General features: G+C 48.0%; 23 protein-coding genes. 9 read left to right on the top strand and 14 right to left on the bottom strand.

All coding sequences use genetic code 11. The features are described from left to right. Nucleotides 1-24: 24 nt before the first annotated feature. The 5 genes from pelA to G9G53_RS03300 all read right to left on the bottom strand — a co-directional run bounded on the left by pelA (nt 25) and on the right by G9G53_RS03300 (nt 5,320). The gene (gene pelA / locus G9G53_RS03320) at nt 25-1,314 is read right to left on the bottom strand and encodes a pectate lyase (protein ID WP_029516619.1); all 1,290 of its coding nucleotides are present in this window, start codon (nt 1,312-1,314) and stop codon (nt 25-27) included. Nucleotides 1,315-1,601: 287 nt separating this feature from the next. Next, entirely contained in the window at nt 1,602-2,444 is an 843-nt protein-coding gene (pstB, locus tag G9G53_RS03315; protein ID WP_039269891.1) for a phosphate ABC transporter ATP-binding protein PstB, read from the bottom strand. Between the two features lie 17 nt (nt 2,445-2,461). Further along, nucleotides 2,462-3,358 (bottom strand): phosphate ABC transporter permease PstA, encoded by an 897-nt coding sequence (gene pstA, locus G9G53_RS03310; protein WP_165145413.1) that lies wholly within the window; start codon nt 3,356-3,358, stop codon nt 2,462-2,464. Continuing rightward, nucleotides 3,358-4,290 carry a phosphate ABC transporter permease subunit PstC gene (gene pstC / locus G9G53_RS03305; RefSeq protein WP_165145291.1) on the bottom strand — a complete coding sequence of 311 codons (933 nt, stop codon included), beginning with the start codon at nt 4,288-4,290 and terminating at the stop codon, nt 3,358-3,360. Before pstC ends, pstA begins: the two co-directional genes overlap by 1 nt. Nucleotides 4,291-4,396: 106 nt before the next feature. Continuing rightward, nucleotides 4,397-5,320, bottom strand: coding sequence for a phosphate ABC transporter substrate-binding protein (locus G9G53_RS03300; protein ID WP_039269889.1), 924 nt, complete (start codon nt 5,318-5,320; stop codon nt 4,397-4,399). Between the two features lie 208 nt (nt 5,321-5,528). On the opposite strand from G9G53_RS03300, the gene G9G53_RS03295 reads away from it, so the two are divergent. Continuing rightward, entirely contained in the window at nt 5,529-6,419 is an 891-nt protein-coding gene (locus tag G9G53_RS03295; RefSeq protein WP_165145288.1) for a LysR family transcriptional regulator, read from the top strand. Between the two features lie 99 nt (nt 6,420-6,518). On the opposite strand, the gene pyk is transcribed toward G9G53_RS03295, so the two are convergent. The 6 genes from pyk to G9G53_RS03265 all read right to left on the bottom strand — a co-directional run bounded on the left by pyk (nt 6,519) and on the right by G9G53_RS03265 (nt 14,815). Continuing rightward, nucleotides 6,519-7,949, bottom strand: coding sequence for a pyruvate kinase (gene pyk, locus G9G53_RS03290; protein WP_165145285.1), 1,431 nt, complete (start codon nt 7,947-7,949; stop codon nt 6,519-6,521). A 125-nt stretch (nt 7,950-8,074) separates the two neighbouring features. After that, nucleotides 8,075-9,058: an acetyl-CoA carboxylase carboxyltransferase subunit alpha gene (locus G9G53_RS03285; RefSeq protein WP_039269886.1), complete on the bottom strand. Its 984-nt coding sequence runs from the start codon at nt 9,056-9,058 to the stop codon at nt 8,075-8,077. Further along, nucleotides 9,059-9,952: an acetyl-CoA carboxylase, carboxyltransferase subunit beta gene (gene accD, locus G9G53_RS03280; protein ID WP_029516612.1), complete on the bottom strand. Its 894-nt coding sequence runs from the start codon at nt 9,950-9,952 to the stop codon at nt 9,059-9,061. Nucleotides 9,953-10,132: 180 nt separating this feature from the next. Beyond that, the gene (locus tag G9G53_RS03275; RefSeq protein WP_013309585.1) at nt 10,133-10,321 is read right to left on the bottom strand and encodes a hypothetical protein; all 189 of its coding nucleotides are present in this window, start codon (nt 10,319-10,321) and stop codon (nt 10,133-10,135) included. Nucleotides 10,322-10,474: 153 nt separating this feature from the next. After that, nucleotides 10,475-10,972 (bottom strand): phosphatidylglycerophosphatase A family protein, encoded by a 498-nt coding sequence (locus G9G53_RS03270; RefSeq protein WP_023987905.1) that lies wholly within the window; start codon nt 10,970-10,972, stop codon nt 10,475-10,477. 165 nt (nt 10,973-11,137) lie between these two features. After that, nucleotides 11,138-14,815, bottom strand: a complete 3,678-nt coding sequence (locus tag G9G53_RS03265; protein WP_165145282.1) for a DNA polymerase III subunit alpha — start codon at nt 14,813-14,815, stop codon at nt 11,138-11,140. Between the two features lie 137 nt (nt 14,816-14,952). On the opposite strand from G9G53_RS03265, the gene G9G53_RS03260 reads away from it, so the two are divergent. Next, entirely contained in the window at nt 14,953-15,282 is a 330-nt protein-coding gene (locus G9G53_RS03260) for a YtrH family sporulation protein (RefSeq protein WP_013309582.1), read from the top strand. A 12-nt stretch (nt 15,283-15,294) separates the two neighbouring features. After that, the gene (locus G9G53_RS03255; RefSeq protein ID WP_165145279.1) at nt 15,295-15,792 is read left to right on the top strand and encodes a hypothetical protein; all 498 of its coding nucleotides are present in this window, start codon (nt 15,295-15,297) and stop codon (nt 15,790-15,792) included. Nucleotides 15,793-15,834: 42 nt separating this feature from the next. On the opposite strand, the gene G9G53_RS03250 is transcribed toward G9G53_RS03255, so the two are convergent. From G9G53_RS03250 to G9G53_RS03240, 3 genes are all read right to left on the bottom strand, one after another. After that, entirely contained in the window at nt 15,835-17,169 is a 1,335-nt protein-coding gene (locus tag G9G53_RS03250) for a DRTGG domain-containing protein (RefSeq protein ID WP_029516609.1), read from the bottom strand. 198 nt (nt 17,170-17,367) lie between these two features. After that, nucleotides 17,368-17,652 carry a hypothetical protein gene (locus tag G9G53_RS03245; protein WP_013309579.1) on the bottom strand — a complete coding sequence of 95 codons (285 nt, stop codon included), beginning with the start codon at nt 17,650-17,652 and terminating at the stop codon, nt 17,368-17,370. 72 nt (nt 17,653-17,724) lie between these two features. Then, nucleotides 17,725-18,069 (bottom strand): YlbF family regulator, encoded by a 345-nt coding sequence (locus G9G53_RS03240; RefSeq protein ID WP_013309578.1) that lies wholly within the window; start codon nt 18,067-18,069, stop codon nt 17,725-17,727. A gap of 162 nt (nt 18,070-18,231) precedes the next feature. On the opposite strand from G9G53_RS03240, the gene G9G53_RS03235 reads away from it, so the two are divergent. From G9G53_RS03235 to G9G53_RS03210, 6 genes are read left to right on the top strand one after another with little or no spacing between them, the layout of a single operon-like run. After that, complete coding sequence (locus G9G53_RS03235; RefSeq protein ID WP_029516607.1) at nt 18,232-19,602, top strand: YheC/YheD family endospore coat-associated protein; 1,371 nt, start codon at nt 18,232-18,234, stop codon at nt 19,600-19,602. Nucleotides 19,603-19,645: 43 nt separating this feature from the next. After that, the gene (locus G9G53_RS03230) at nt 19,646-20,800 is read left to right on the top strand and encodes a YheC/YheD family endospore coat-associated protein (RefSeq protein WP_029516606.1); all 1,155 of its coding nucleotides are present in this window, start codon (nt 19,646-19,648) and stop codon (nt 20,798-20,800) included. Between the two features lie 12 nt (nt 20,801-20,812). Continuing rightward, a complete protein-coding gene (locus tag G9G53_RS03225) occupies nt 20,813-22,183 on the top strand; it encodes a YheC/YheD family endospore coat-associated protein (RefSeq protein WP_029516605.1) in 1,371 nt (456 codons plus the stop codon). Continuing rightward, nucleotides 22,180-23,289 carry a YheC/YheD family endospore coat-associated protein gene (locus G9G53_RS03220; RefSeq protein ID WP_069011206.1) on the top strand — a complete coding sequence of 370 codons (1,110 nt, stop codon included), beginning with the start codon at nt 22,180-22,182 and terminating at the stop codon, nt 23,287-23,289. Before G9G53_RS03225 ends, G9G53_RS03220 begins: the two co-directional genes overlap by 4 nt. Nucleotides 23,290-23,305: 16 nt before the next feature. After that, a complete protein-coding gene (locus tag G9G53_RS03215) occupies nt 23,306-23,821 on the top strand; it encodes a GNAT family N-acetyltransferase (protein ID WP_069011207.1) in 516 nt (171 codons plus the stop codon). Further along, nucleotides 23,803-25,005, top strand: coding sequence for a YheC/YheD family endospore coat-associated protein (locus tag G9G53_RS03210; protein WP_165145276.1), 1,203 nt, complete (start codon nt 23,803-23,805; stop codon nt 25,003-25,005). The genes G9G53_RS03215 and G9G53_RS03210 overlap by 19 nt, the downstream gene beginning before the upstream one ends. Nucleotides 25,006-25,095 lie beyond the last annotated feature (90 nt).

The raw sequence follows: 25,095 nt of genomic DNA, 5'->3' as shown, positions 1-25,095 counted from the left end.
AAATCATATATAATAATGCCTTTATTATTGTGGCAACGGCTTGGACAGTTTATAATATCCGCTATCCGAAGCCAGCTTAAGCAAGCTCTTAGCTTGGCTTCCCGCCCAGGCGTAACCGAGTCGTCTTTCCTCACTAATTTTCATGATGTCGGTATACTTTTTGCCATCCCGGTCTGAAAAGAAGTATTTATTGTCTTCCACATTATAGAACCGATACCACATTACACTCGATGCGTCCTTTTGGAAAAACTCCGGACCTTGACGATTGTATTTCATACCGTCGATTCGGTTCGCGTCAAACCATTTCAAAGCACTTTGAGCCGCTTTTTTCACTTCAGCGGTTTGCGGCTGGGACATGAGAAAAGCAGTAATGCCTACTGATTCCGTAGTTGTTTTGGAAGGTAACTCAAATGCCCGGGCTTCAACAGATGCATAAGTAGCCGGATCGTGCTGTGCACCCCAGATTGTTGGTGTACCATTATTTACAATTTGAGATTTAATTGTGTACTGGATACCTTTGTTTAGCGCTTGCTGAAGTCTGGAGCGGTAAGAGTTATCCAGAATATCGCTATCAAACGGCTGCTTCTTGTTCACGATATCGTCAGCCAAAACCATAACTCTGACCATTGCATCATCATTATAAGTTACAGCATCGGAATAATTACCACGTTTAGGGTATACTTGAGGCCAGCCACCGGAGGAATATTGAGAAGTTAGTACGAAGTCAACTGCTTTTTGTACACTGATCTTAATGTCTTTATTTTTGGTTTTTTTGTATACATCCGCCAAAAAGCGAATCTCGGTTGTCGTCGCCTCGTTATCGAACGTTCCGAGTTCAACACCATCCTTGCTCTTCCATGTGGAGCGTGCAGCTTTGCCATCCCATTTGGATTTATAATTCTTTTCCATAGCTTTGAAGAATCCGCCATGTGGCAATTGCCAGGATACAATATTTAAGGCAAGTGTAGTATCCTTGGATGTATTCCCCGTAGAAAACTTACTGAAATCGCGCATCTTGTTTAGGATGCTGTCTGTATTGACAACAGCGGTTGGCTTCGCCACAGCCGACAGCCCAAATAATTGCTCACGATCCAACACACCTGAATTTACATCGTCACCATAAACGTCCCGTCCCACAGCTGAATCTGTGGTAAGCTCATAAGAAGCAGTAGCCGATTCACGTACTGAATCATATGTAGCCGGCACAATCTCCTGTGCCGCAGCCCATGAGGGACTTAGGAGCCCTGACGTTACTGTAATCGCCAAACTTGAAAGCGCTATCATCTTTACAGTTGGACACATCTTCTTCTTCATTTGAACCTCTCCCTTATTTTAAGTTGGGTCATTGCGTTCAGTTTAACCTATACATTCTTGCTGAGGATTCTTTTGGATAGTGAGAGGGACTGAACCACTATTTATGCATGATAAATAGTTAGTTGTATTATATGAAAATATATCCAAACGATCAATATATTTTAATTTACTAATAGATTAAAAAAGTTAAAAAACTTTGAAAACAATAAAAATCCTCTTACTAATGCCGGATTAGTAAGAGGATTTTACGTAAAGCTAATATAAAGTAGGTCGATGAGCAACATCGCTTACCCAAATCGACCCATGATGTACTCCTGAGTCAGCTCATTTTCAGGATTCGTGAAAATATCGTTCGTTTTCCCATGTTCAACCAGACTTCCGATATAAAAATAAGCAGTATAATCGGAAATTCGTGCAGCCTGCTGCATATTGTGCGTCACAATAACGATGCGCAATTCTTTTTTCAATTCGGTAATAAGCTCTTCTACCTTGCCTGTAGACACAGGGTCCAGCGCTGAAGCTGGCTCGTCAAGTAACAGAATTTTCGGTTGAACGGATAGAGCACGTGCAATGCAAAGCCGCTGCTGTTGCCCGCCAGACAGCGCTAGAGCGGAGTCGTGAAGGCGATCCTTGACCTCATCCCATAATGCTGCTTTACGCAGGCTGCTTTCGACGATTTCATCAAGCTGTTTCTTCTTGCGCACCCCACGATATTTAGGACCGAAGGCGATATTATTGTAAATGGATTTGTAAAAAGGGTTGGGACGCTGCCACACCATGCCAATTTGCTGACGCAGCTTGATCACGTCCGTTTCCGGTGCCGTCAAATCCTGTCCATCCATCCAGATGTGTCCCGTTGTAGAGGAAGATGCAATCTCATCATTCATCCGATTAAGGGAGCGCAAAAAGGTCGATTTACCGCAGCCGGAAGGCCCGATCAGGGCAGTCACTGTCTGCTCGGGAAAGGCTAGATTCACTTTTTTCACAGCCTCAAAGCTGCCATAATAAATACTCAAATCCTCAGTACTGAACGGATGCGGCGGTTGCCCCACAAGCTGTTCCGAACGCGTAGACTGAACGGATGTTGCTGGTGCGGCGGTTTTTGCCGTTCGCGTAATCACATGTTCCATTGTTCTCCATCCCCTTTCTAATCCATACGTTTGGCAGCTGTCAGACGGCGGTATACAACTCTTCCGAACCATCTTGCACTCAAGTTGAATGCAAGCACAAGCAGCACCAGTACGGCAGAAGCGCCTGCAGCAATATCTTTGGAGTCAGGAGCAATCCCCTCACTATTGACCTTCCAAATATGAACAGCCAATGTCTCAGCAGGTCGCATCGGGTTAATAGGCGATCTAGCATGCAATGGATTCCAATCAGTAAAATCAAGCGGCGGCGTACTCATCCCTGCTGTAAACAGCAATGCTGCGGCTTCCCCGAAAATACGGCCTGCGGCCAAAATGGTACCCGTAATCAAGCTTGGCAGCGCAGCTGGCAACAAAATGGAGGTAATGATTTTCCACTTGGACAATCCAAGCGCAAGTCCAGCTTCCTTTTGCTCCTTCGGTACAGCTCGGAAAGCCTGCTCCGTTGTGCGAACCATCAGCGGCAGGTTAAATACGGCCAAAGCCAAGGCTCCTGATATGAGGGAAAAGCCAAAATCAAACGTATTTACGATAAGTAGTAGTCCAAACAATCCGATGACGATAGACGGGAACGAGGACAATACTTCGACAACAAGTCGTATAAAGTCCGTAATTTTTCCCGGCTTTGCATATTGCGCCATGTAAATACCTGCGCCCCAGCCAATCGGAATGGTGATAATCAAAGTTAAGATTAACAAAAATACGGAATTAAATAATTGTGGTCCAATGCCACCGCCTGCACGTAATGTTTGGGGAGCACTGGTTAGAAAGTCAAAAGAAATATGACTGACTCCGCGGGCCAAAATGAAGCCCAGTAATCCCACCAAAAGTGCAACAATGAACAAGGCGAAGAAACAGATTACAAATGTAGCGATCTTGTCGGTCGTTTTAGCTTTCATCAAACCCGGTTTCTCCTTTCAAGCAGCCTTACCAGCAGCACGAAAATGAATGTCATGAGCAGAAGAACAAGCGCCATACTCCAGAGAGCATTGTTATGAACAGAGCCCATCGCTGTATTCCCCATGCTAAGTGTAATGACACTGGTCAAGGTCGAAGCGGATTCCAGCAAGGAATGTGGTATGTGCGGAGCATTCCCGATTACCATCTGCACAGCTAATGCTTCCCCGAAGGCACGAGCCATACCGAGAATAATTCCTGTTAAAAGAGCAGGCAGCAGCGTCGGAATAATAACACGGGCAATTGTCTGCCAGCGGGTAGCACCCAAAGCATAGGAGGATTCACGCAGCCCCCCCGGCAAGGAAGACAACGCATCCGCCATAATACTCGTAATCGTCGGCAAAATCATGACTGACAACACCAGGCAGCCTGCCAGAATACCGATCCCTTGTCCTCCAAACACGTTCCGCAGCAGCGGGACGATCACGGTCAAGCCGACAAAGCCATATACAACAGACGGAATACCAGATAATAATTCAATCGCGGGTTGAAGGATACGTTTACCCGATTTCGGTACAATTTCCGTCATAAATAAAGCCGCACATAAGCTGAGCGGACTGGCAATTAAAGCCGCCAGTATGGTTACTGCAAAAGAACCCGTAATAAACGGAAGTGCGCCGAAGGACTTAGGCTCGCCATCCGGACTCCATTTGGTTCCAAAGAAAAACTCTCGCAGACTGACTCCATTCACCGCAAATGTAGCTACACCTTTGGAGGCAACAAAATATACGATGGAGACAATAACCGCAACTAAAAAAACGACACAAACCGACGTATATATGCGGCCGGTCCATTCTTCCCAGTAATGTCTTTCTTTCATAACTCGGGATCGTTTATTCTGTTCCCTGTATGCCTTCCCTTCAATTGGTCCCATACTGTAACTCCTTTAACCGAAGAATAGAGGCCGGACGCTAGTCCGCCTCTTCTTCGTGAATATACTCGCGTTAGCTGCGTTCATCGAACAGGAGGTGTGACTCTCCTTATTTCGTGATATTACCGTCAGCATCACGTTTCACTTGCATACCTGCTACTGGAATGTATCCCAAGTCTACGACATCCGTTTTTTGGATTTCATCTGACAGAATGTAGTCCAGGAATGCTTTCACATGCTCTTTTGGCTCACCTTTAGTGTACATATGCTCGTAAGCCCACACTGGATATTTACCTTGTTCTACATTTTCAACGTTAGCTTCAACGCCATCGTATTTCAAAGCAGTTACTGTGTTGTCGATGTAGGACAGAGCCAGATAACCAATCGCACCCGGTGTTTCAGCAATCAGCTTTTTCACAGTACCGGAGGAATCTTCTTGAATGGAGCCCGGCAGATCTTCTGTTTTTTGTCCCAATGCGTATTTTTCAAATGTTGCACGAGTACCGGAGCTGCTTGGACGGTTTACAATAACGATTTTTTGATCCGCACCGCCAACTTCTTTCCAGTTTGTGATTTTACCTGTGAAGATTTGTACCAATTGATCTTTTTTCAGGTCTGTAACGCCTACTTTAGGATTCGCTACCGCTGACATGGCTACAACAGCTACTTGGTGATCGACCAGCTCATCTGCACCGCTCTCCAGTTTTTCTTTTGCAAACACGTCGGAGTTACCGATGTCCGCTTGTCCGCCGGAAACCTGAGTCAAGCCAGTACCGCTACCGCCGCCCTGTACTTGAACTGCAATGCCTTTATATTTATCGACAGCCATAAATTTTTGTCCCGCTTGCTCTACCAATGGTTGAAGTGCAGTGGAGCCCACAGCCAGAATGTTTCCTGTCAGTTCAGCAGCTGCTTTATTGTCTGTTCCTGTAGCAGCTTCTCCTTGTGGTGCAGCATTGTTACCTGATCCACAAGCTGCAAGTGCAAATACCATGGTGAGAGTCATCAGAATGAACGGCCATTTTTTCAACATTTTTTATTGTCCTCCCCTTAGTTAAGTGACGGTTTTTTATTTATGACCATCAACACTTTTACATTGTAGGCCTGGAATGTTAGACGAACGACGTGGTTTTGTAAAACAAATATAAAATATTGATAGATAAATTATTTTTCGGTATATAATTAATCTATAGTTTGAAATTCATATATGAATGGACATATAAGGAGAGCTGTTGGATTCCATGAATATTCTAAAATTGCGTATCTTGATGCTGATCGACAAATTCCATAAGGCGACGGATGTGGCCGAAGCTTTGCAAGTCAAACAACCTACCGTCAGCTTTCATATGAAAAGCTTGGAAAAGGAAATGGGTGTTTCCCTATTCTCTCTTCAACAAGGCAGGATTATGCTAACGGAAGCTGGAAAAAAATTATTACCTTACGCAAAGCAAATCATCTCTCTGGAGCAAGAAGCTAGACAAGCTGTAGATGAACTGACAGAAGAGTCACAGGGTCAATTACATCTAGGTGCTGAGTCGATATCAGGTACGTATCTCCTCCCCACTTTGATGGCTAAGTTTGCTGAGCGGTATCCAGATTGTCGTATTCAGTTAGAGATTCAATCCCCGGATGCAATTAGGCAGCTACTGAAACAGGGGGAAATTGATTTTGCTTTTCTCGACGATAGAGGATCTCTTCCAGAGTATACAGTGGCAGAGCCAGTGGCTTCAGATCAAGTAGGAGTTATCCGTTCTGCACGTGCACCTGAAGTCAAATTAGAGGAGTTCGATGGAACCGATATGCTGGACAAGCACACATGGGTAAAATATAGCGGTTCATCCGTTGTAGATCTGTACTCCTCGCTAGTTAAGCCCCATCTGGAAATCAACTCTTGGGAAGCGGTAAAGCAAGTCGTAAGCGGCGGAGAGGCGCTTGCCTTCTTTCCTGCAAGCGGAGTCGATAATCATGAAAATGCTGCTTCCTCGGTGGAGTGGCTTCCTTATCCCGAGGCTGATAACAAAAGGAGCCATTATCAAATAAACATCGTGTATCAACAAGATACACACATGAACTTAATGCAACAGGCATTCCTTGATTTCATACGACAAGAAGGACTAGAAATAAAAAGCTAGAGAACATAAAAAAGAGCATCCAAGTCTTATTGACTTGAATGCTCTTTTGCTTGTTGTAACGATACATACAGCCTCGGTATTATTTCACGGAGGCTTTAATTACGCTTGTGCTGGAACGCAGCTAATTTTGATCAGGTTCGTAGAACCGGAATCACCAAGAGGTACGCCCGCAGTAATCACAACCAAATCGCCCTCTTTAACGAGGCCAGATTTGCGACCACCTTCCAGCGCGTTGTCAAACAGACTGTCTGTTGTGTCAACGATTGGTCTGCCTTGTACTGCATGTACGCCCCAGATCAGAGCCAAACGGCGAACTGTTCTTTCCTGTGTTGTCACAGCAATAATCGGAGCTTCTGGACGGTATTTAGAAATCATACGCGCCGTTGTTCCGCTTTGTGTGGACGTCAGAATCGCTTTAGCATGCAAGTCAAGTGCAGAAATAGAAACGGATTGGCTGATTGCTTCTGTGATACTAATCTCTTGAGCCGTTCTTTGTTTTTTGAACAAATCACGGTAGTTCAGAGAGGACTCAGCTTTTTCTGCAATACGTGACATTGTCAATACGGATTCTACTGGATATTTACCCGCAGCTGTTTCGCCGGACAGCATAATTGCATCTGTTCCGTCAAAAATAGCATTCGCCACGTCACTTGCTTCCGCACGAGTCGGACGCGGGTTACGTTGCATGGAATCCAGCATTTGTGTTGCCGTAATAACAGGCTTGCCAGCTACATTACATTTGTTAATCATCAATTTTTGCGCCAGAGGTACTTCTTCAGCAGGAATTTCCACACCAAGGTCACCACGGGCAACCATCAGGCCATCCGAAGCTTCCAAAATTTCGTCCAGGTTGTCCACACCTTGCTGATTTTCGATTTTGGAAATGATTTGAATATGACTTGCGTTGTGTTTCGCCAGCAATTCACGAATTTCCAGTACATCACTTGCTTTACGAACAAAAGAAGCCGCGATGAAATCAATGTCCTGCTCAATGCCGAAAATGATATCATTAGCATCTTTCTCCGTAATACCAGGCAAAGAAATTGCAACGCCTGGAACGTTAACGCCCTTCTTGCTTTTGATCGTTCCGCCATTGACAATGCGGCATTTGATTTCAGTGCCTGATACTTCAATAACGGTGAGTCCGATCAGACCATCGTCGATCAGAATGGTGGAGCCGGGCTCCACGTCCGAGGGAAGATCTTTGTACGTAATAGAAATACGATCTTGCGTACCGAGAATTTCTTCCGTTGTCAGCGTAATGAACTCGTCCTGAACAAGCTCAATAGGTTCAACTTCGAGCTTTCCTGTCCGGATTTCCGGCCCCTTCGTATCGAGCAAAATAGCAACATTTTTGTTAAGCTCCTTACAAGCTTGACGGATGTTTTTAATCCGGTTGCCATGCTCCTCGAAATCACCGTGAGAGAAATTCAGGCGGGCTACGTTCATACCAGCCAAAATCAGTTTCTTCACATTTTCCAATGACTCACTGGAAGGACCGATGGTACATACAATCTTAGTTTTGCGCATTTGGGTTTTTCCTCCGTTTTCAAAGGTGCTACTCTTTATATCTTTTTCCAACAATTAAATCTACTACACTTTTTCCTATTTGTATAGGAAGTTCGTCATATTTATTGTTACCCGTTTACAGCGTATTACAACATAGGTTCAGTTTCCGAAGACTTCAAGAAGGTGTATTGACCTATTTTTCGGAATTTCTGATACCGATCTTCCCTCAATTCATCGCAGCTCATATTGGTAAGTTCCGCCAAATGACGTTCCAATAGCTCCTTGATTGCGGCAGCGGTCACTTCATAGTTACGATGCGCGCCCCCTTTCGGCTCCGGCACAATATCCTCGATAATTTCCATGCGCAGGAGGTCATTAGCCGTAATCTTCATGGCTTCAGCTGCCTGATCGGCCTTGGAAGCATCTTTCCATAGAATCGAGGCTGCACCGTTTGGAGAAATGGCCGAATAAATGGCATGTTCCAGCATCAGCACACGGTTACCGACTGCAAACGCAAGCGCACCGCCGCTTCCACCCTCGCCGATGACCACACAAATAACAGGCACCGAAAGCTTTGCCATCTCCCGCAAGTTGCGGGCAATCGCTTCCGATTGACCTCTCTCCTCTGCTGTATTACCCGGATAAGCGCCCTTCGTATCAATGAATGTAATAATAGGGCGTTTAAATTTCTCAGCCTGCTGCATCAGACGCAAGCCTTTACGGAATCCTTCCGGATGGGCACTACCAAAAAAACGTGCAATGTTATCTTTCGTATCCTTACCACGCTGCTGGCCAATGACGGTCACCGGAATACCATTCAGCTTGGCAATCCCGCCTACAACCGCCAAATCATCTCCAAACAAGCGGTCGCCGTGTAATTCAATAAAATCCGTAAACACCTGCTCTATCAAATCAAGAGACGTTGGTCTTTGATGATGACGAGCCAAATGCATTTTTTGTGGTGCTGTAATGTTCGAATATATTTCTTCTTCCATCTCGAGATAACGTTCCTCGAGACGGTTGATTTCATCTGTAAAATCAATTTGCTTATCCTGTCCGAATTGCTTGAGTTCTTCGATCTTCTGTCGCATCTCGACCAGGGGCTTTTCATAAGGCAATTCGCCAGCCATCTATTCCTCCCCTTTCACACTGTGTAGATCAAGCAGTTGCCCAAGGGTATCGCGCAGTTCCTTGCGATGTACAACCATATCCAATTGTCCGTGCTGCAAATTAAATTCGGAAGTTTGAAAATCATCCGGCAGCTTCTGTCTGATTGTTTGTTCAATTACAATACGCCCTGCAAAACCGAATACAGCTCCTGGCTCTGCGATATTAATATCTCCAAGCGTAGCAAAGCTAGCGGATACTCCACCTGTAGTCGGGTCGGTGATAACAGAAATATAGAGCAATCCCTGCTCATCCAGACGAGCAAGAGCAGCACTTGTTTTTGCCATCTGCATCAAGCTTAAAATACTTTCCTGCATACGTGCTCCGCCGGAAGTTGAGAAAATAATTAGCGGCAGACGCTTGTCTATTGCTTGCTCAATGGCGCGCGTAATTTTCTCTCCTACGACCGAACCCATACTACCAGTAAAGAAGTCAAAGCTCATCACAGCAACGACAACAGGATGTCCATAAATAAGGCCGTCGCCCGTAACGACAGCCTCTCGCAAGCCAGATTTCAGGGTCTGTTGCTCCAGCTTGCTCGCATATCCCGGAAAGTCCAGCGGGTCAACCGAAATCATATCGGCATCATATTCCGTAAACGTGTCTTCGTCGAGCACCATGCGAATGCGATCCATTGCATTCAAACGCATATGGTATCCGCACACCGGACACACTTTCAAATTTTTCTCTAGTTCTTTGCTGTATTGAATACTTCCGCACTTGCCACATTTGGTCATAAGACCTTCGGGAATTTCCCGTTTGGGACGATCCGGCATGTCCGCTTGATCGCCGCTCAGCGCCCGTTCCGAAGGGATGGTCGCGTATTTACGCTTCTTTTGGAATAAATCTTTAAACACAACTACACCTCTCCAGCCGTTTATTTGTCAGCCGTAACCGATACAAGGTCCTCTACCGTCTATGCGGCACCTCTAAGCATTATGTTCATACACACGTCAACGCCTGTTCCTAAAACATTACCGCCGATCGTGCATCCTTTGTTCCACTCATGCTGCTGTATCACTTCCGCCGTTCCGGACTCAAGGGCGCAAAATCGAATTAAGCACTTCCTGAATTTCTTCGACTTCACCCGAAGGCACAAGTATCTCAAACTGTTGCTTGGATGCGCTGATGGCCCGGGCCTGCACCATAAAACCTTCTTCAGACAGTTTGAGCTTAATCATGTCAGCCAGTCTGGCCGTCGGTGCAATATAAATCACCGTCCACATGCCTTGTTTCTACCCCCTAAGCCTCAAGTTTTGAGCCCATATAATAGACTCATGATAACATACCTTACTTTTTTCCCGCAACAAAAGCCCTCCTGATCATTTAAGTTCCGTCGGAGGGCCTAGAAAATCATCAACTCTGTTTACACAGGTCAACTAAGCGTCCAATGATGCAGGATAATGCTTGGCATGGAGACTCCGATGTGCAATTCGCGAAGAAGCAGCGGCAGCCAGTCCGGCGACAAGATCGTCTAAAAACACATGAATACCACTGCCTTTTTGGTTCAGCTGTTCGATAATCCCCGTCTTTTCCTTATCCAGATAACCAAAACTGGTTAAGCCAATCATGCCGTACACACTCGTAATTCCAAGAGCTAGTGTCTCGTCCACTCCGTACAGCGGTTCGTCTGCCTCCATAATGGCTTGCAGCGGCTGAGGGAGAAGTTTTTTTTCAGCCAATTCATCGAGCGCAATGCCTGTGAGCAACGTATATTGAACCTCGCGCTTTTGCAAAACCGCTTTGACACTGTCTATACATTCTTCCATCGTCAAATGAGGATAATATTTTAGCTGAAGCTGAAAAACAATGTCCGCAATGGACTCGATACGAATGCCTCTGCGATTTAGCAAAGTTTCTGCATATTCATAGGACATAATTTCCCTCCCGCTTTCACCGTGCAGTTCTATTCTTTCACCGTGCGGGACCTTATGGTGCAGTGTGCGTGTTGAACCCCTGTTCCGCCAGTTTTCCAAGTGTATGCGGGAGGGAAGGAAAATGTTCATTAAACCGTTACAATAAGGGCGGGTACTGTGTACCTATTATTTGACTTTCACCGTGCCTTCACCCAACATCGACTCCATTTGATCAAAAAGCTGAGGAGAGGGCTTAATACTGTAAGCATCGCTCAACGCCAGCAGACGCTGGTTGCTCTCATAAAAAAGTACGGTAGGCATAGCACCGGGATGCTCCTGTAGCAGCGCCTTGAGACTGACCAACAAGCTGGCGTCCTCCTCAGCCTGGCGGGTGATCTTGACAAACACCCGCTGACGAGTGGTCGGCTCCGCGCTGCGCGGGACCGGCACCTGCTCACCGCGAGCCGCTTCGACTCCGCGCGGTGAAGCCGCCGCCACGGGGCGATCCGCCTTCGATTGAGGCGAAGCAGATGCAGTGGCTGCCGAAGGCGGGGACGACACACGCGACGCGCTCCCGCCTGGGCCGCCAGCGGCAGAACCAGCAGCTGGTAAGGATGCTCCAGCTGCGGCGGACGAGCGCGTACTGGCACGTCGGCGCTGGAGGAGCCGTGCCAGCGAGTCTTCCGCCAGCGGGGCGGTCTCATCCGCAAGGAGCTTGAAGTGCTCGTCCTGCTGCTGCATCTTGGCTCGAAGCGTAAGCAAAGCCCCCTTTTCAATCCACTGCTGGCTCCGCTTCCACACCTCAGGAAACAACACAACCTCACAGCGCTCAATCTGATCCTCCAGCTCAATGAAGGCCATAGCCTTACCCTGCTTGGTCGTAATCGTTTTGAGTGACACTACCATGCCTGCGGTCACAACAACCGTTTCATCTGGCACATCGCCCAGCTCCATCAGACGATCCGCCTCGCTGTTTTCCAAAAGCGACTCAAAATCATCCAACGGATGCCCGGATAAATACAGTCCCAGCAGTTCACGTTCCAGCTCTAACTGCTGGCTGGCACTGAATTTGGGTACATTGGGGTATTCGATATCCCAATTGGGCATTTCCACAAAACCAAACATATCAATTTGCAAGTCATCCCGTTCCTTGCGCCACTTGACGGCTGCATCCACCGTTTCATCCAGCATGGCAAGCAACTGTGCCCGATGACCCGTCAATGAGTCAAAGGCCCCTGCCTGAATAAGCGATTCAATTACTCTCTTATTACATACTCGCAAATCGACACGTCGACAAAAATCGAGCAGGCTGTCGAAAGGCCGTTCCTTGCGAACAGCGAGAATGCTCTCCATCGCCTGTGTGCCAACATTTTTAATTGCAGCCAGGCCGAAACGGATGCTTCCTTGCTGTAATGGAGTAAACAGCACCCTGCTTTCATTTACATCAGGCGGCAACACTGCGATATCCATACGACGGCATTCGACGACATATTCAGCCACTTTCCGATGACTTCCCATCACCGCCGTCAGCATTGAAGCCATGAATTGTACTGGATAATGTGCCTTTAGATAAGCCGTCTGAAATGCTAGCACACCATAAGCAGCTGCATGAGCACGCGGGAAGCCGTAGTCAGCAAAACGAACAATCATATCGTAAACCCTGCCGGCCTCCTCCTCCGTGTATCCCTGCTTGATACTGCCTTCAACAAAATGTCCGCGCTCCAGATCCAGCACTTCGCGCTTTTTCTTGGACACAGCCCGGCGCAACAGATCGGCTTCTCCCAGGGAAAAGCCCGCCATGCGCGAAGCAATCTGCATGATTTGCTCCTGATACACAATAATACCGTACGTATCCTTTAAGATCGGTTCCAAGTCAGGATGCGGATAAGAAATCTCGATCTGACCATGCTTGGCCTGTATAAAGTTAGGAATAAAACCCATTGGACCCGGACGATACAAAGCCAGGACAGAAATGATATCCTCAAATACACTCGGCTTCAAATCCTTGAGTACCCGGCGTACACCGGCCGACTCCAGCTGGAATACACCTCCTGTATCTCCTTTGCCCAGCAAGTCATAGGTATGGGGATCGTTATCGGGAATACGGCTAAAATCAGGCGTGTCTCCATGCTCTTCCGCAATCCAGTGTATGCACCGTTCAATAATGGAGAGCGTACGCAGCCCAAGGAAATCCATTTTAAGCAAACCAATGCGCTCTAGATTTTCCATCGAGTACTGCGTCAAAGGTACTCCTTCGCTCCCCTCTTGCAGCGGAACCGCATCGGTCAATGGAGTCCGCGAAATGACAACACCCGCTGCATGTGTCGAAGCATGACGAGGCATTCCTTCAACCTTGATCGCCATATCCAACAGTTCACGTGTCTTGTGCTTCGTTTCATATAGCGTTTTCAGCTCCGGGGTAATTTCCAGCGCATGACGGATATTAATACCTAGCTGCGCCGGAATCAGCTTGGCTGCCTTGTCCACCTCGCCATACGGCACGTTCAATACACGGCCGACGTCACGGACAGCGGCTCTTGCCGCCAGCGTTCCAAAGGTAATAATTTGCGCTACATGCTCATTTCCATACTTCTGTACTACATAGTCGATAACCTCGTCACGCCGTTCATCACTAAAGTCAATATCTATATCCGGCATACTAATTCGTTCAGGATTCAGAAATCGTTCAAAGAGAAGGTTGTATTTCATCGGATCAACATTCGTGATGTTAAGCACATAGGCAACCAAACTGCCTGCTGAGGAACCACGCCCTGGTCCCGTTGCAATCTTATGCTTATGTGCGAAGGCAATAAAATCCCATACAATCAGGAAATAATCGCTGAAACCCATACTGTCAATGGTATTCAACTCATAGTTTAGCCGTTGGTTCAGCCTTTCCCGTTCCTCCGGCTGCTCCCATCCGGAATCGCTTCCATAGCGACGCTCCAGCCCTTGCATGCACAGATTGCGTAAATAGGACGAAGAGGTCATTCCTTCCGGTAGCGGGCGATATTCAGGTAAAATGGATTGACCGAATTCCAGCTCCAGTTCGCATTTTTCAGCAATACGCACCGTGTTGGCGATGGCTTCTGCCACATGCGGGAATAAACGAGCCATATCCTCCTGACTTTTCAGATACAACTGACGTGTTGGTATACGCAAACGCTCCTCATCGTCAACTGTCTTTCCTGTCCCGATACAGATCAGAACATCCTGCACGTCCGCATCTGGCTCAGTCAAGTAATGCACGTCATTCGTCGCGACCAGTGGAATATCCAGTTCCTTCGCCAGTGCGATCAAGAGAGGATTTACACGTTTTTGCTCCGAAAGACCATGATCCTGGAGTTCCAGATAAAAATCATCGCCAAAAATATTACGATATCGTTCCGCTGCGCGTCGTGCCTCGGCTTCCCGACCATGCAGTAAATGCTGCGGCACTTCACCGCCCAAACAAGCGCTCAGGCATATGATGCCTTCGTGATGGGCAGCCAAAGCCTCCATGTCGATGCGCGGCTTATAGTGAAAGCCCTCCAAATGGCCGATGGAGCACAGCTTCATCAGATTTTGATAGCCTGTTTTATTTTTGGCGAGCAAAATCAAATGATATATGGGCTGATCCTTGCGGCTGCCACGCTCCTTGCGCGATCCTGCCGTCATATAGGCCTCACACCCAATAATCGGCTTAATGCCGTTCTCTACACACGCTCTATAAAAAGGAATGGCACCGTACATGACTCCGTGATCTGTAAGGGCCAGCGCCTTCATTCCGTAAGCTGATGCCTGTTTGACCAACTCCGCGGTACGAGCCGCGCCGTCCAGCAGGCTGTACTCGCTATGAACATGCAAATGCACAAATGAACTCATGCGCTTCTCTTCCTTTCACCGCTTGATTTTCTTCAAACTATTTTATCATATCCGCGTTAGTAGCGCCCATAGAATAAAAGTACAGACCTCGGCGGACAAGCGCGGTCTTGATTCGTATACCTAAGGAGGAAAAGAGCATGAGCACTTTTATATCCAAAGCGATTCTCGACTTCTTCATTGCTTTCGGCATCGTGCTCGGTGGAGCCATGCTCGGCGGAATGGGAGCTGTGGTATCGCTTCAGCCGCCCACCCAGACGATGCTAGAGGTTGCCGGAAGAATTAAAATATGGGCGCTTGCTGCCGCTGTGGGGGGAACGATGGACCCGATCCGGGTCATTGAAAGCAATATGTTGGATGGTAATTTGTCACCTGCCATTAAGCAGATATTGTATTTGATTTTCGCCTTTTTAGGCGCTCATATGGGTGCAGAGCTGGTCAAGTGGGTATGCGGCAACGGACGACCGTGAGGTGAAACGACTATGAGAGTTCCCCCTTTTGAGCGCCTGCGTCCTTTTATGCAATTGTCCTCCGTCTTTGTACTCGGTATGATTACGGGAGGCATGATCTACAACGTCATCTGGCATGCCAGCTTCAATCAGCTATGGACGAACAACCAGGATCTCCAATTCCAGCTCCAGCAAGCCGAGGAGGACAACAAAACATTGCGCAAATACAGCAAGCGCCAAACCGTTGTCAAAGAAATCAAGCTGATCGCGGAGGAAGCTTCGGCCGAAAAAATTGATCCTATCAACCTGAAGGAACTTCTTCGCCGTGTCAGTCGTGATCTTGAGGTGCTGCGTGGCAGAGATATGTTCGAGATTGACTCTGACAGCAAGCTGGTACGTATGTTGCTGCACCAAAAAAAATACACCGTTCGTGACAAGGAGTATACGATCCAGGTCAAAACGATGCTTGTAATGGAAGGCGTGCTGCAAATTTGGCTGGAAGCAAAAGAAAGATTGCCTGAAAGCCACTAGTCGATCTATTCGACTTCACACCTTACTCCGATCCATTGTAGACTAACCATGTTCAATGGAATGAAGCGTCATCACTGCTTTGCATACCAAATGATTTTCCCGTGAAATTGCAATTTCTAGCTTGCAGGTGCGGCGACTCATCTCGAGCAGCATCGGACGAAGAACGACAGCATCTTCTATCTGTACGGGTCTAATAAAATATGTCGTCAAATTGTCCAGCACATAATCCTTGCCGCTCATGTCTCTAGCTGCCCGGTAGCCCGCTTGTGTCATCACGTTGACCAGTACGCCTTCCGAGATCGTACCTAAATTGGTCGCCATTTGCGGAATGATAAACCCGCGAAAAAATAACGATCCGTCCTCATTACGCTCCTCAGCAAACCCGTTCCAGATCAGCTGGTCGAACGTCTCGCCAAGTTGCGGCTGCTTTTGGGCGTTACGCAGCGCCTCCAGCACCTCACGCCGTGTAACGGACCCGAGCAGCTTGCGGTTGCGGTCCACGACCGGCAAATAATCCACACCTTCCCACGCCATCATTTGCGCGGCTGAAGCCAGCGAGGTCTGGTAGGTGACCGTTATCGGATTGCGGATCAGACATTTATCCATCGTATGCTCAGGTTGAAGCCCCTCCACATCTTTGCGGCTGACGATACCAATTAAACGATTCCATTCATCCACGATTGCAAAATGATGATGTCCGGTCGTCACCGAAAGTTCTTCAAACTCGGTAAGTGTGCTGTTGATTTTCAAGGTCAACGTTTTCGGTTTGCCTGCCGCAATGTCTTCAATCAGCATAATTTTCTTTTTGATCAAGCGGTCAAATATGGCTCTATTAATCATAGATGCCACTGTAAAAGTATCATGGCGTGAGGAAATAATTGGCAGACTGATCTTGTCTGCGAGCTGCTTAACCTCTCGGCTCGTACCGAAGCCCCCTGTAATCAGCACACCTGCCCCCTGCTCCAATGCAAGTGAATGCGCATCCTCACGGTTACCTACGATCAGCAAACTACCTGCGTCAATATAACGAGCCATAGCTTCCTCGCGCATCGCTCCGATCACATACTTGTGCAAAGGCTTCTCCAGCCCCTCACTTCCGCCCAGCACATGTCCCTCTACAATATTCACGACATCTGCAAAGGTCAGCTGCTCGGACAAGCCGCGAGGGCGCTTCTCCACTCGTACTGTTCCGATCCGTTCCTTGGTAATGACAATTCCTAGGTTTTCAGCTTCCTTCACGGCCCGATAGGCCGTTCCTTCGCTGACGCTCATTTCTTTAGCCAACCTGCGCACAGAAATTTTGGAGCCTATTTTCAACTGCTCGATATGTCGCAATAGCTGCTCATGCTTCGTAACTGTTTCATCTAGCCCGTCCAACTCTGTTACACCCCCAACGTTCAATCTGTATCATTCTGTATCTATTATAGCACAAAATCCCTTTATTAAGACCTTTGTTCATTTTGAGTTCTCTGCTTTGGAAATAGCAAAAAAGCGATCCCCTCTTTTACAAGGACCGCTTCTTACTATGATTGATTTGTAATCTGGGAGGCAAGCCCAGGACAAGCTAAAAAAAACTCACTGCATGCTGCCTTTGTCAGCTTTTTTATCCCATTTCATCTGCCACTGCTGCATTTTGGCCCGCCGCACACGCTCCAGCGTTTTGCGCTTTTCCTCATCCACACCCAGCAAAAAATGCATGTTCGCTCCGATGACTAGTAGCGCAAAAAGCACCCATACTATCCCAAAGCCGTTGACCCAGTTCAAACCGCCTGCAAGCGAGATGCGTGGTAACGCGACCAAGACCATAGCCAGCGCAATCAGTGTATACAAACCATGTTTCCATTTTTTAAAAGAACCCAATCGTATCCCTTCCTCTCCCTGTGACTCTATGTATCTAGTCTATGAGAGGACAGGAAGGAATATGAGACAAACTTACAGAGATGAACCGTACAAATCTTGAAGGCTGTCTGCAATAATTTTGTTAACGTCCTCAATAATCACACTCAGGCGACGTTCAGCGTCGAACAGGCGACGGATGTTGAGATTCAAACTTAACACCTCGAACAGCTTCTCCATCTTTTCCATCTCTTCCTGTGCTGGCATATCGCCGCTCATCATGCGTTGTTGTACTTCCATTTGGCGTTCACGGAAATCGTCGAGCATTTTCTTGGCTTCTGGATCGGTTTCGATCAGCTTCATCGCTGACGTAATTTCCTCTACCTCTTTGCTTTCCTTCAATGCTTTCGCTAAATCATGGGCTTTGTCGTAGATGTTCATGATTGTTTATTCCTCCAATACAAGTTTAGTGTCAACATTTCACATTGTCCGTCAATCACCAAGGGATATATGTCCTCATATGATGAATCAGTGCTATTACAGCCCATTCACGTTTCCCGTTACTTTCAAGACATCAAGTTGCTGCCCGGAAGGAGATCCACGATGTCCATCAAAAAAACAACGATTCAAATCATCGGATCGGGCATCTTGCAGGATGACGTACTCATGGTCGGCGAGTCCTTGCTTCGCAAATGGAAAATATCCGCTGGCCACCCCGTTCAGCTCGCCTTCGGTTCGTTCCGCCAAGAGGTTACCGTCATATCGGTGCCCCGCTATAGCGGCCTACGTGTGGGAAGCGTGCTAGCCCGAAAAATGGGGCTTCATGCCAATTGTGATCTGCGAGTAACCTACAGCCGAGGTCGCCGGACACTTCGAGTGGGCCCACTTATTAGCGTGCTGGTCAGTCGGGACTATCCCGAACAGCCCGACAAGCCTTTCGGGTCGATCACCCTGTTCTGCCGTGAACTAGTCGGGGAATGCCGCAGACAAGGAGCATATGTGTATTTCTTCACCCCGGAGCATATCGGAAGTCAGCCCGGGCGAGTTCAGGGATGGGTGTATGACGGAGGCTGGAAAAAGACGGTCATGCCCGCCGGCGATGTCGTCAATAATCGTCTTACCTCCCGTAAACTCGAGAACAGAACTAGCGTACAGCATTTCATGAAAGAAGTAAAATCGCAGTACGGCACGACCATTTTTAACGAAAAGTTTTTGGATAAGAATGAAGTATTTGATGCGCTTAAATCAAATTCTTCCCTGCGCAAGTATTTACCCGAGTCCCACTTGCTGCAAACTTTTGTTGTTTTCAAAAAAATGTGCAACCAGTATCCCGCTGTTTTTCTCAAGCCAGTGCGCGGAAGCCTGGGTAAAGGCATAATGCGCATTAACAAGCAAACCGATGGCACCTTTTCGGTGCTATCCACAACAGCAGGCACACCCCGCAAGCAAACGTATGCCAACGTCGATAAGCTGTACAAAAGCTTGGCGGGAAAAATGAAAACAACACGCTTTCAACTCCAACAGGGACTTACCTTGATTGATCACGGTAAGCGTCCGGTCGACTTTCGTGCGCTTGTGCAGAAAAATTCGTCCGGAACCTGGACCGTAACATCCATTGTCGCCCGGATCGCCGGAGGAAGCCACTTTGTGTCCAATCTGGCAAGAGGCGGCACGCTGAGTACTGTCAAGGAAGCACTTGCCAAGACCACGCTGCCCGCAACCGTTAAATCGAATGGGCATACCTCTCTCAAAACAGCAGCACTGGATATCGCAAGCGGAGTGGAAAAAGCAATTCCCGCCCATTTCGCAGAATTTGGTATTGATCTGGCAATAGACAGCACGGGGCGCATCTGGTTGCTGGAGGTCAATTCGAAGCCATCGAAGAATGACAACACGCCGTTAAATGATCAGAAAACTCGCCCGTCCGTTAAAAAAATGATTGAATACTGCTGTTATTCAGCCGGCTTCAAATGAATTCATCTCTTCCAGAGTCTGGCTGCCAAAGGAGCTGTTGTCGGTGTCTCTTGTTGTGCCAGGCACGCTGGGCGTGCTTGTTAGCCGGAATCAGGCCGCCACTCCCCCTATTACCGAAGCCGATTTTTGCCGCAGGCTAAGTCTGTTGGGCAGGCGCTCTGATCTTAGCGTAATGGCGTTTACCGTCGAAGGAGTTTCACCTGAAGATCACTCCATACGAGGTTATGTTTATCGTAACGGTGTATGGACATCCGGCCGCTTTCCGTTGCCGGATATTGTGTATAACCGCTGTCTCCATGTCCACGAGAGCCAGAATGTCAGGCGCACACTGGAAGACATGGCGGAGCAAAATTCGCGCAAGCTCATCTACTGGTCGCGTAACTTACCTGGCAAATGGCAGGTGTATCGCGCTTTGCATGCGGTAGATAAAGTACGTCCTTTTGTGCCGCCTACGGCGCCTTACCGGGACACGGCCCAGCTTGTGGAATGGCTAGGACGCCATTCGGAGCTGTTTATGAAGCCACAGACCGGAACACATGGCAAGAGCACACTGTATCTCCGACTGGCAGAAGGAGGCCAGGGACTACTTGTACAGGGTAGAGACTCCCGTAACCGTCCGTTCCGGCGTTTGTTTCCCGAATTGGATGCAGGATTGTCATGGATCCACGGAATTGCACACAAACGCGCTTATATCGTGCAGCCTTATTTGAAATTAACAAGCCAAAGCAATCATCCCTTTGATGTTCGCGCACTCATGCAAAAGGATGGCAACGGCCATTGGCGCCTGACGGGCTTTGCTGTAAGAGAAGGCAGAAAAGGAACTCTGACTTCTAATCTGCACGGTGGGGGCGAAGCCCATCCGGCTGAGCCTTACCTTCGTGAACAATTTGGCGCGGACACCACGCGTCTCATCATCGGGCAGATGAGGGCGCTGTCCTCGACCATTACCAGGGCGCTTGAGGAACGTTATGGCCGCCTTGGCGAGTTGGGAATTGATTACGGTATTGACCAGAGCGGGAACATCTGGCTATTGGAGGTTAATTCCCGACCTGGTCGGGCCGCCTTTTTTCAGACCCGTCAGCCGGAGTGCGCTTTCCAGTCGGTCAACCGCCCGCTCGAATATGCTCGATATTTAATGACCCATTCCAAAGCGACAGGGCCAAAGGGCGCGGGCGCCTCCCTTGAACATACGGTATAGGAGGATAAACAGATGAGTTTAACGCATTGCAATGTGCATTTCTCACAGCAGCCCGACAAGGTGGCGTATATATCCACTGCCTTGTTGAAAAGCCTTAAATTATCCGGAGCCAAGTCCGTTCGTCTGCGGCTCGGTAAGGATCAGATTCCCGCTACAGTAAAACCAATTCAGAAGGCGGGACGCCATCTATACTTGACCTCCGGCTTACGTAATGCAATCCGTGTTCCCAAAAGCGGGGCCATCTATTTGCGGAATCTGGATGGTGATATACAGCTAGGGCCGTTGATTGGCGTGCTGTCTGACGGTACCACCTCCACCACTCGCCCTTTCGGATCGCGCACAGGCTTTATTAAGCAACTGCTGAGGGAAGGCAGCAAAAAATCTTATATTTTTGCCTTCACCCCTCGGGATATCAACTGGCAAAATGATACGATTAACGGCTATTTTCTGTCATCCAGCGGGGAATTCACACGTAAACTTGTACCTTTGCCGGACGTGATCTATAACCGTTTGCCGAGCCGTCGCTCTGATTTTTCCCCGGCGATCAATCAACTACGCGAACGCTTTTCCCGCAAACGAATTCCCTTTTTTAACTGGAGTTTTTTCAATAAGTCCGATATCTATAATCTGCTGGAGAATAACCCAGATGTTAACCGCTATGTCCCTGAATCATATATGAATCCCAGCTCTGAACGTATCCGAGGTATGCTGGAGCGACATCAATTTGCTTATTACAAGCCAAGTGGAGGCAGTCTCGGTAAAGGAATCTATCGTCTGTCCCATGTTCCCAAGCAAGGATATTATGTGAGGTACCGTAAGAAAAGTAGCAATGTATTGCTAAAATTCGCCTCTTTTAATTCCATGCTCAGGATGCTTCACTCCAATCAGGGACAGATGTTAAAGGGTTATGTCATTCAACAGGGTATCCAGCTGATCGAGATTGACAATTGCCCGATTGATTTCCGGTTTCACATGCATAAAAATGGAAATAATCAGTGGGTCGTCGTCGGCATTGGAGCCAAAAAAGCCGGACGTGGCAGTGTCACAACCCATATCAAAAATGGCGGTTCTCTTATGACACCTGAACAGGCGTTGAACCGGGTATTCGGAGACCGGGCGGGTGAAGTGCTTCAACGTGCCAAGAACGTAGCAGTTACACTCGCTGAAGCCATTGAACACCATCACCAGCATCTATTGGGTGAAATCGGTTTTGATCTGGGCATTGATCAGGATGAAAAGGTATGGATGTTTGAAGCCAACTCCAAGCCAGGCCGATCCATTTTTCAGCATCCATCGTTGCGTGCGGAGGGTAAAGCATCCGTGGAGCATATTTTGGACCACTGTCTTTACCTCAGTAAATTCCGCAGAAAAGAGGAACTATGAATACCCGGGCGGAGCATAAGCCAGTCGTTGCTGTATTGACAGTGCACGACGAAGGGCAATTTTTCAAGGGCAATCAGCGCAATTTCAGGGATATTCTTGAAACGGGAACACGGATGGGATATCAGGTGTACATTGTTACCGTCAGGGACCTGAAACTGGCAGATGAGACGATTAAGGGCTATGTCTTCAACAAGAGCTTACAGACGTGGGAGGAACAGGATTTCCCACCTCCACAGGTCATTTATAATCGCATCCCCAACCGTAATTATGAACTTAAAACCTCTGTGCGCACAAAGTTGGATGAAATTTCACATGCCTCGGGCATTGAGCTGTACAATCCAGGCTTTTTTAACAAATGGGAACTGTTCAAGTGGTTGCGCACCTCAGAAACGACTCGTCAGCTTGTTCCGGCAACCAAACGGTTAAGCAACCTGTCTTCCTTAGGAAAAATGCTGTCTACGTATCCATACCTGTATCTCAAGCCGGAAAACGGTAAGGCCGGAAAGGGGATTATGATTCTTAAATTCCTCCCAGACCATCTAATGGCTTACAGACTGACCATTCAGCATGACAAAAAAAGTGTAACCTACAGATCTGTATCGCTATCCCGGCTGTGGGGACGTATCCGACGGGAAGCAGGCAACTCACCTTATATCATTCAACAGGGTATCGATCTGGCAACCCATCAGAAAAAACCCTTCGACCTGCGTATCCTGGTACAAAAAAATATCCGTGGCTCCTGGAGTATCACCGGAGTCGGTGCCAGACTGGCCGGTAAGGGGAGCATTACCACACATGTCCCGCGTGGCGGGAGTGTAGAGGACCCTTTCAAGCTACTGTCCTCACTGTTTGGGCCTGAGGACAGCACGGATCTACTGAACAAAGTTAAAAGTACGGCCATACAGATTGCACGTCAAATTGAACGCGCATCCGGTCTTTCTCATGGCGAAATGTCCATGGATCTGGGCGTGGATACGCTCGGAACCCTCTGGTTTTTTGAGGCCAATGCCAAACCAATGAAATTTGACGAGCCGGAAATCCGCCAAAAGTCGCTTAGACGCATATTCCAGTACAGCTCCTTTTTGGCCGGACGAATGAAATCATGATCAAGGAAGTGGAATCATGCCGCAAATTAGCGATGTTCAACATTTGCCTGCCCGGAGCTGGCTGCTGAGACGACGACAGTTGCTGTTTTTGGCCCGCAGCTCAGGGGGCATGCGCATTACTCGTAATGCTCTGCGGCAGTTGGCCGTTTTAACGCCCGAGCAATTGAACACCCCTGGCTCCTCCCTCCTGTGTGCATTTGTGCGCACGGAGAAGGGGCTGCGGATTGCCGGATTTTCCCTCGCTCTGAATTACGGGGAGGATGCTTGCATCGTAATTGTTCGTCCGCTTTACCGGGGCCGCAGACTGGGCGCTAGACTGCTGTCCGCCCAGCTCAAACAGCTGCGCCGTCTGACGTGCAGCGTAGCCGCCGACAATATGTCCAGTCTCAAAACCTGTTTCCGCGCTGGGCTTGTTGCGCATGAAATGACGACTGGACCAACCGGGAAACCCACGCTGATATTTCACGGAGAGTTATCCCAAGATAAGCAGACGGCAGAGGAAGGTGGAATGCTGTGCCAAAACCTGTCCTAGGCATCATGACTTTGTATTTGAACAACAAGAAGCAATTAGAGGAACGCGACATATATGAGCGCATGATTGCAGAAGGGAAACGGCTGGGACTGGATATGTATGTATTCACTCCTGCGGATGTCCATAAGGATCGCAGGCTGCTCCTTGCCCAAATCTATGATCCACACAGCGGAAAATGGAGCCGAAAGTGGCGAGAGTTCCCAGACATGATTTTCGACCGTTGTCGGGTACAGCGCAGTGAGCGATATCGTCAGTTGAAGCAGTTCCGATTGCAATACACAGACCTTGTATATTTAAACCGACCCCTGAGTAACAAATGGGTCATTCATCAGCAGCTTGCGAGAAGGTCTGCCTTTCGCCCCCATTTGCCTGCAACAGAGCTGTTCAGTGGATTTCATAGTGTCAAACGGATGCTCAAACAGAATTCACTAGTGTACCTCAAACCGATTAACGGTACGGGAGGCCGAGGTATTTTACGTATTGAACCTGTTAACAAGCAAGGAGGCCTGTATCTGATTGAGGGCCGCAATCGCAAACGCCATATCATTCCCCAGCAGCGGGTACGTCTTGACCGTCTGGAGCCGCGTCTGAGCAGCTGGAACATGGATAATTACATTGTTCAGGAAGGCATTCCTGTGCAGTTGCCGAATGGCAGAGTCCATGATTACCGTATGCTGGTACAGAAAAATGGCCAAGGAGTATGGGAGCTAACCGGATGCGCCGGGCGCATCGGGGCGCATCGGAGTGTCACTTCCAACCTGCATGGTGGAGGCAAGGCAGTACCGATGAGCCAATTGCTAACGCAATGGATTCGTGATGAAAGCCATAGAGAGAAAATCATCAAGCAAGGGGAAAAACTCGGACTGGACATCGCTGCGTATCTGGAAGAAAGCTACGGGGCATTGTGTGAGCTTGCACTCGATTTGGCAATTAATAAGCACGGTCATATATATGTGCTGGAAGTCAACCCGAAGCCAGCCCGCGAGGTCTTTTCGCGTATTGGTGAAAAAGAAACCTATCGCCGCTCCATCGCCAAGCCCATGGAATATGCCTTGTGGGTCTACCACACACAAATTAATCCAAAGCCTCAGGCTGACCACAAAGCAGAAGATAAAACAGAAGATAAAGCAGAAAATAAGACAGAGAATAAGACAGAGAATAAGACAAAGGAAGGCTCCGCGTAAAGTGGCTGCCTTCCTTTCTTTTTTTCATCTGTCCGACAGTAACAGCATGTTTAATTATATGGTGCGTCGAGCCTATTTATAACCAATAAC

It is taken from the genome of Paenibacillus sp. EKM206P, from assembly GCF_011066155.1.
GTDB classification, from domain to species: domain Bacteria; phylum Bacillota; class Bacilli; order Paenibacillales; family Paenibacillaceae; genus Paenibacillus; species Paenibacillus polymyxa_D.
Note: the sequence above shows the minus strand (reverse complement) of the source record. Positions and strands in the feature narration are given on the sequence as shown.

Excerpts from the sequence above, each read along its gene's own strand:
- G9G53_RS03255 (WP_165145279.1), top strand. The coding sequence starts at position 15,295 with ATGAGAGTTCCCCCTTTTGAGCGCCTGCGTCCTTTTATGCAATTGTCC.
- G9G53_RS03235 (WP_029516607.1), top strand. The coding sequence starts at position 18,232 with ATGTCCATCAAAAAAACAACGATTCAAATCATCGGATCGGGCATCTTG.
- pstB (WP_039269891.1), bottom strand. The coding sequence starts at position 2,444 with ATGGAACATGTGATTACGCGAACGGCAAAAACCGCCGCACCAGCAACA.
- G9G53_RS03225 (WP_029516605.1), top strand. The coding sequence starts at position 20,813 with ATGAGTTTAACGCATTGCAATGTGCATTTCTCACAGCAGCCCGACAAG.
- pstC (WP_165145291.1), bottom strand. The coding sequence starts at position 4,290 with ATGGGACCAATTGAAGGGAAGGCATACAGGGAACAGAATAAACGATCC.
- G9G53_RS03260 (WP_013309582.1), top strand. The coding sequence starts at position 14,953 with ATGAGCACTTTTATATCCAAAGCGATTCTCGACTTCTTCATTGCTTTC.
- G9G53_RS03220 (WP_069011206.1), top strand. The coding sequence starts at position 22,180 with ATGAATACCCGGGCGGAGCATAAGCCAGTCGTTGCTGTATTGACAGTG.
- G9G53_RS03275 (WP_013309585.1), bottom strand. The coding sequence starts at position 10,321 with ATGTGGACGGTGATTTATATTGCACCGACGGCCAGACTGGCTGACATG.
- G9G53_RS03285 (WP_039269886.1), bottom strand. The coding sequence starts at position 9,058 with ATGGCTGGCGAATTGCCTTATGAAAAGCCCCTGGTCGAGATGCGACAG.
- G9G53_RS03240 (WP_013309578.1), bottom strand. The coding sequence starts at position 18,069 with ATGAACATCTACGACAAAGCCCATGATTTAGCGAAAGCATTGAAGGAA.
- G9G53_RS03270 (WP_023987905.1), bottom strand. The coding sequence starts at position 10,972 with ATGTCCTATGAATATGCAGAAACTTTGCTAAATCGCAGAGGCATTCGT.
- pstA (WP_165145413.1), bottom strand. The coding sequence starts at position 3,358 with ATGAAAGCTAAAACGACCGACAAGATCGCTACATTTGTAATCTGTTTC.
- G9G53_RS03215 (WP_069011207.1), top strand. The coding sequence starts at position 23,306 with ATGCCGCAAATTAGCGATGTTCAACATTTGCCTGCCCGGAGCTGGCTG.
- pyk (WP_165145285.1), bottom strand. The coding sequence starts at position 7,949 with ATGCGCAAAACTAAGATTGTATGTACCATCGGTCCTTCCAGTGAGTCA.
- pelA (WP_029516619.1), bottom strand. The coding sequence starts at position 1,314 with ATGAAGAAGAAGATGTGTCCAACTGTAAAGATGATAGCGCTTTCAAGT.
- G9G53_RS03265 (WP_165145282.1), bottom strand. The coding sequence starts at position 14,815 with ATGAGTTCATTTGTGCATTTGCATGTTCATAGCGAGTACAGCCTGCTG.
- G9G53_RS03300 (WP_039269889.1), bottom strand. The coding sequence starts at position 5,320 with ATGTTGAAAAAATGGCCGTTCATTCTGATGACTCTCACCATGGTATTT.
- G9G53_RS03295 (WP_165145288.1), top strand. The coding sequence starts at position 5,529 with ATGAATATTCTAAAATTGCGTATCTTGATGCTGATCGACAAATTCCAT.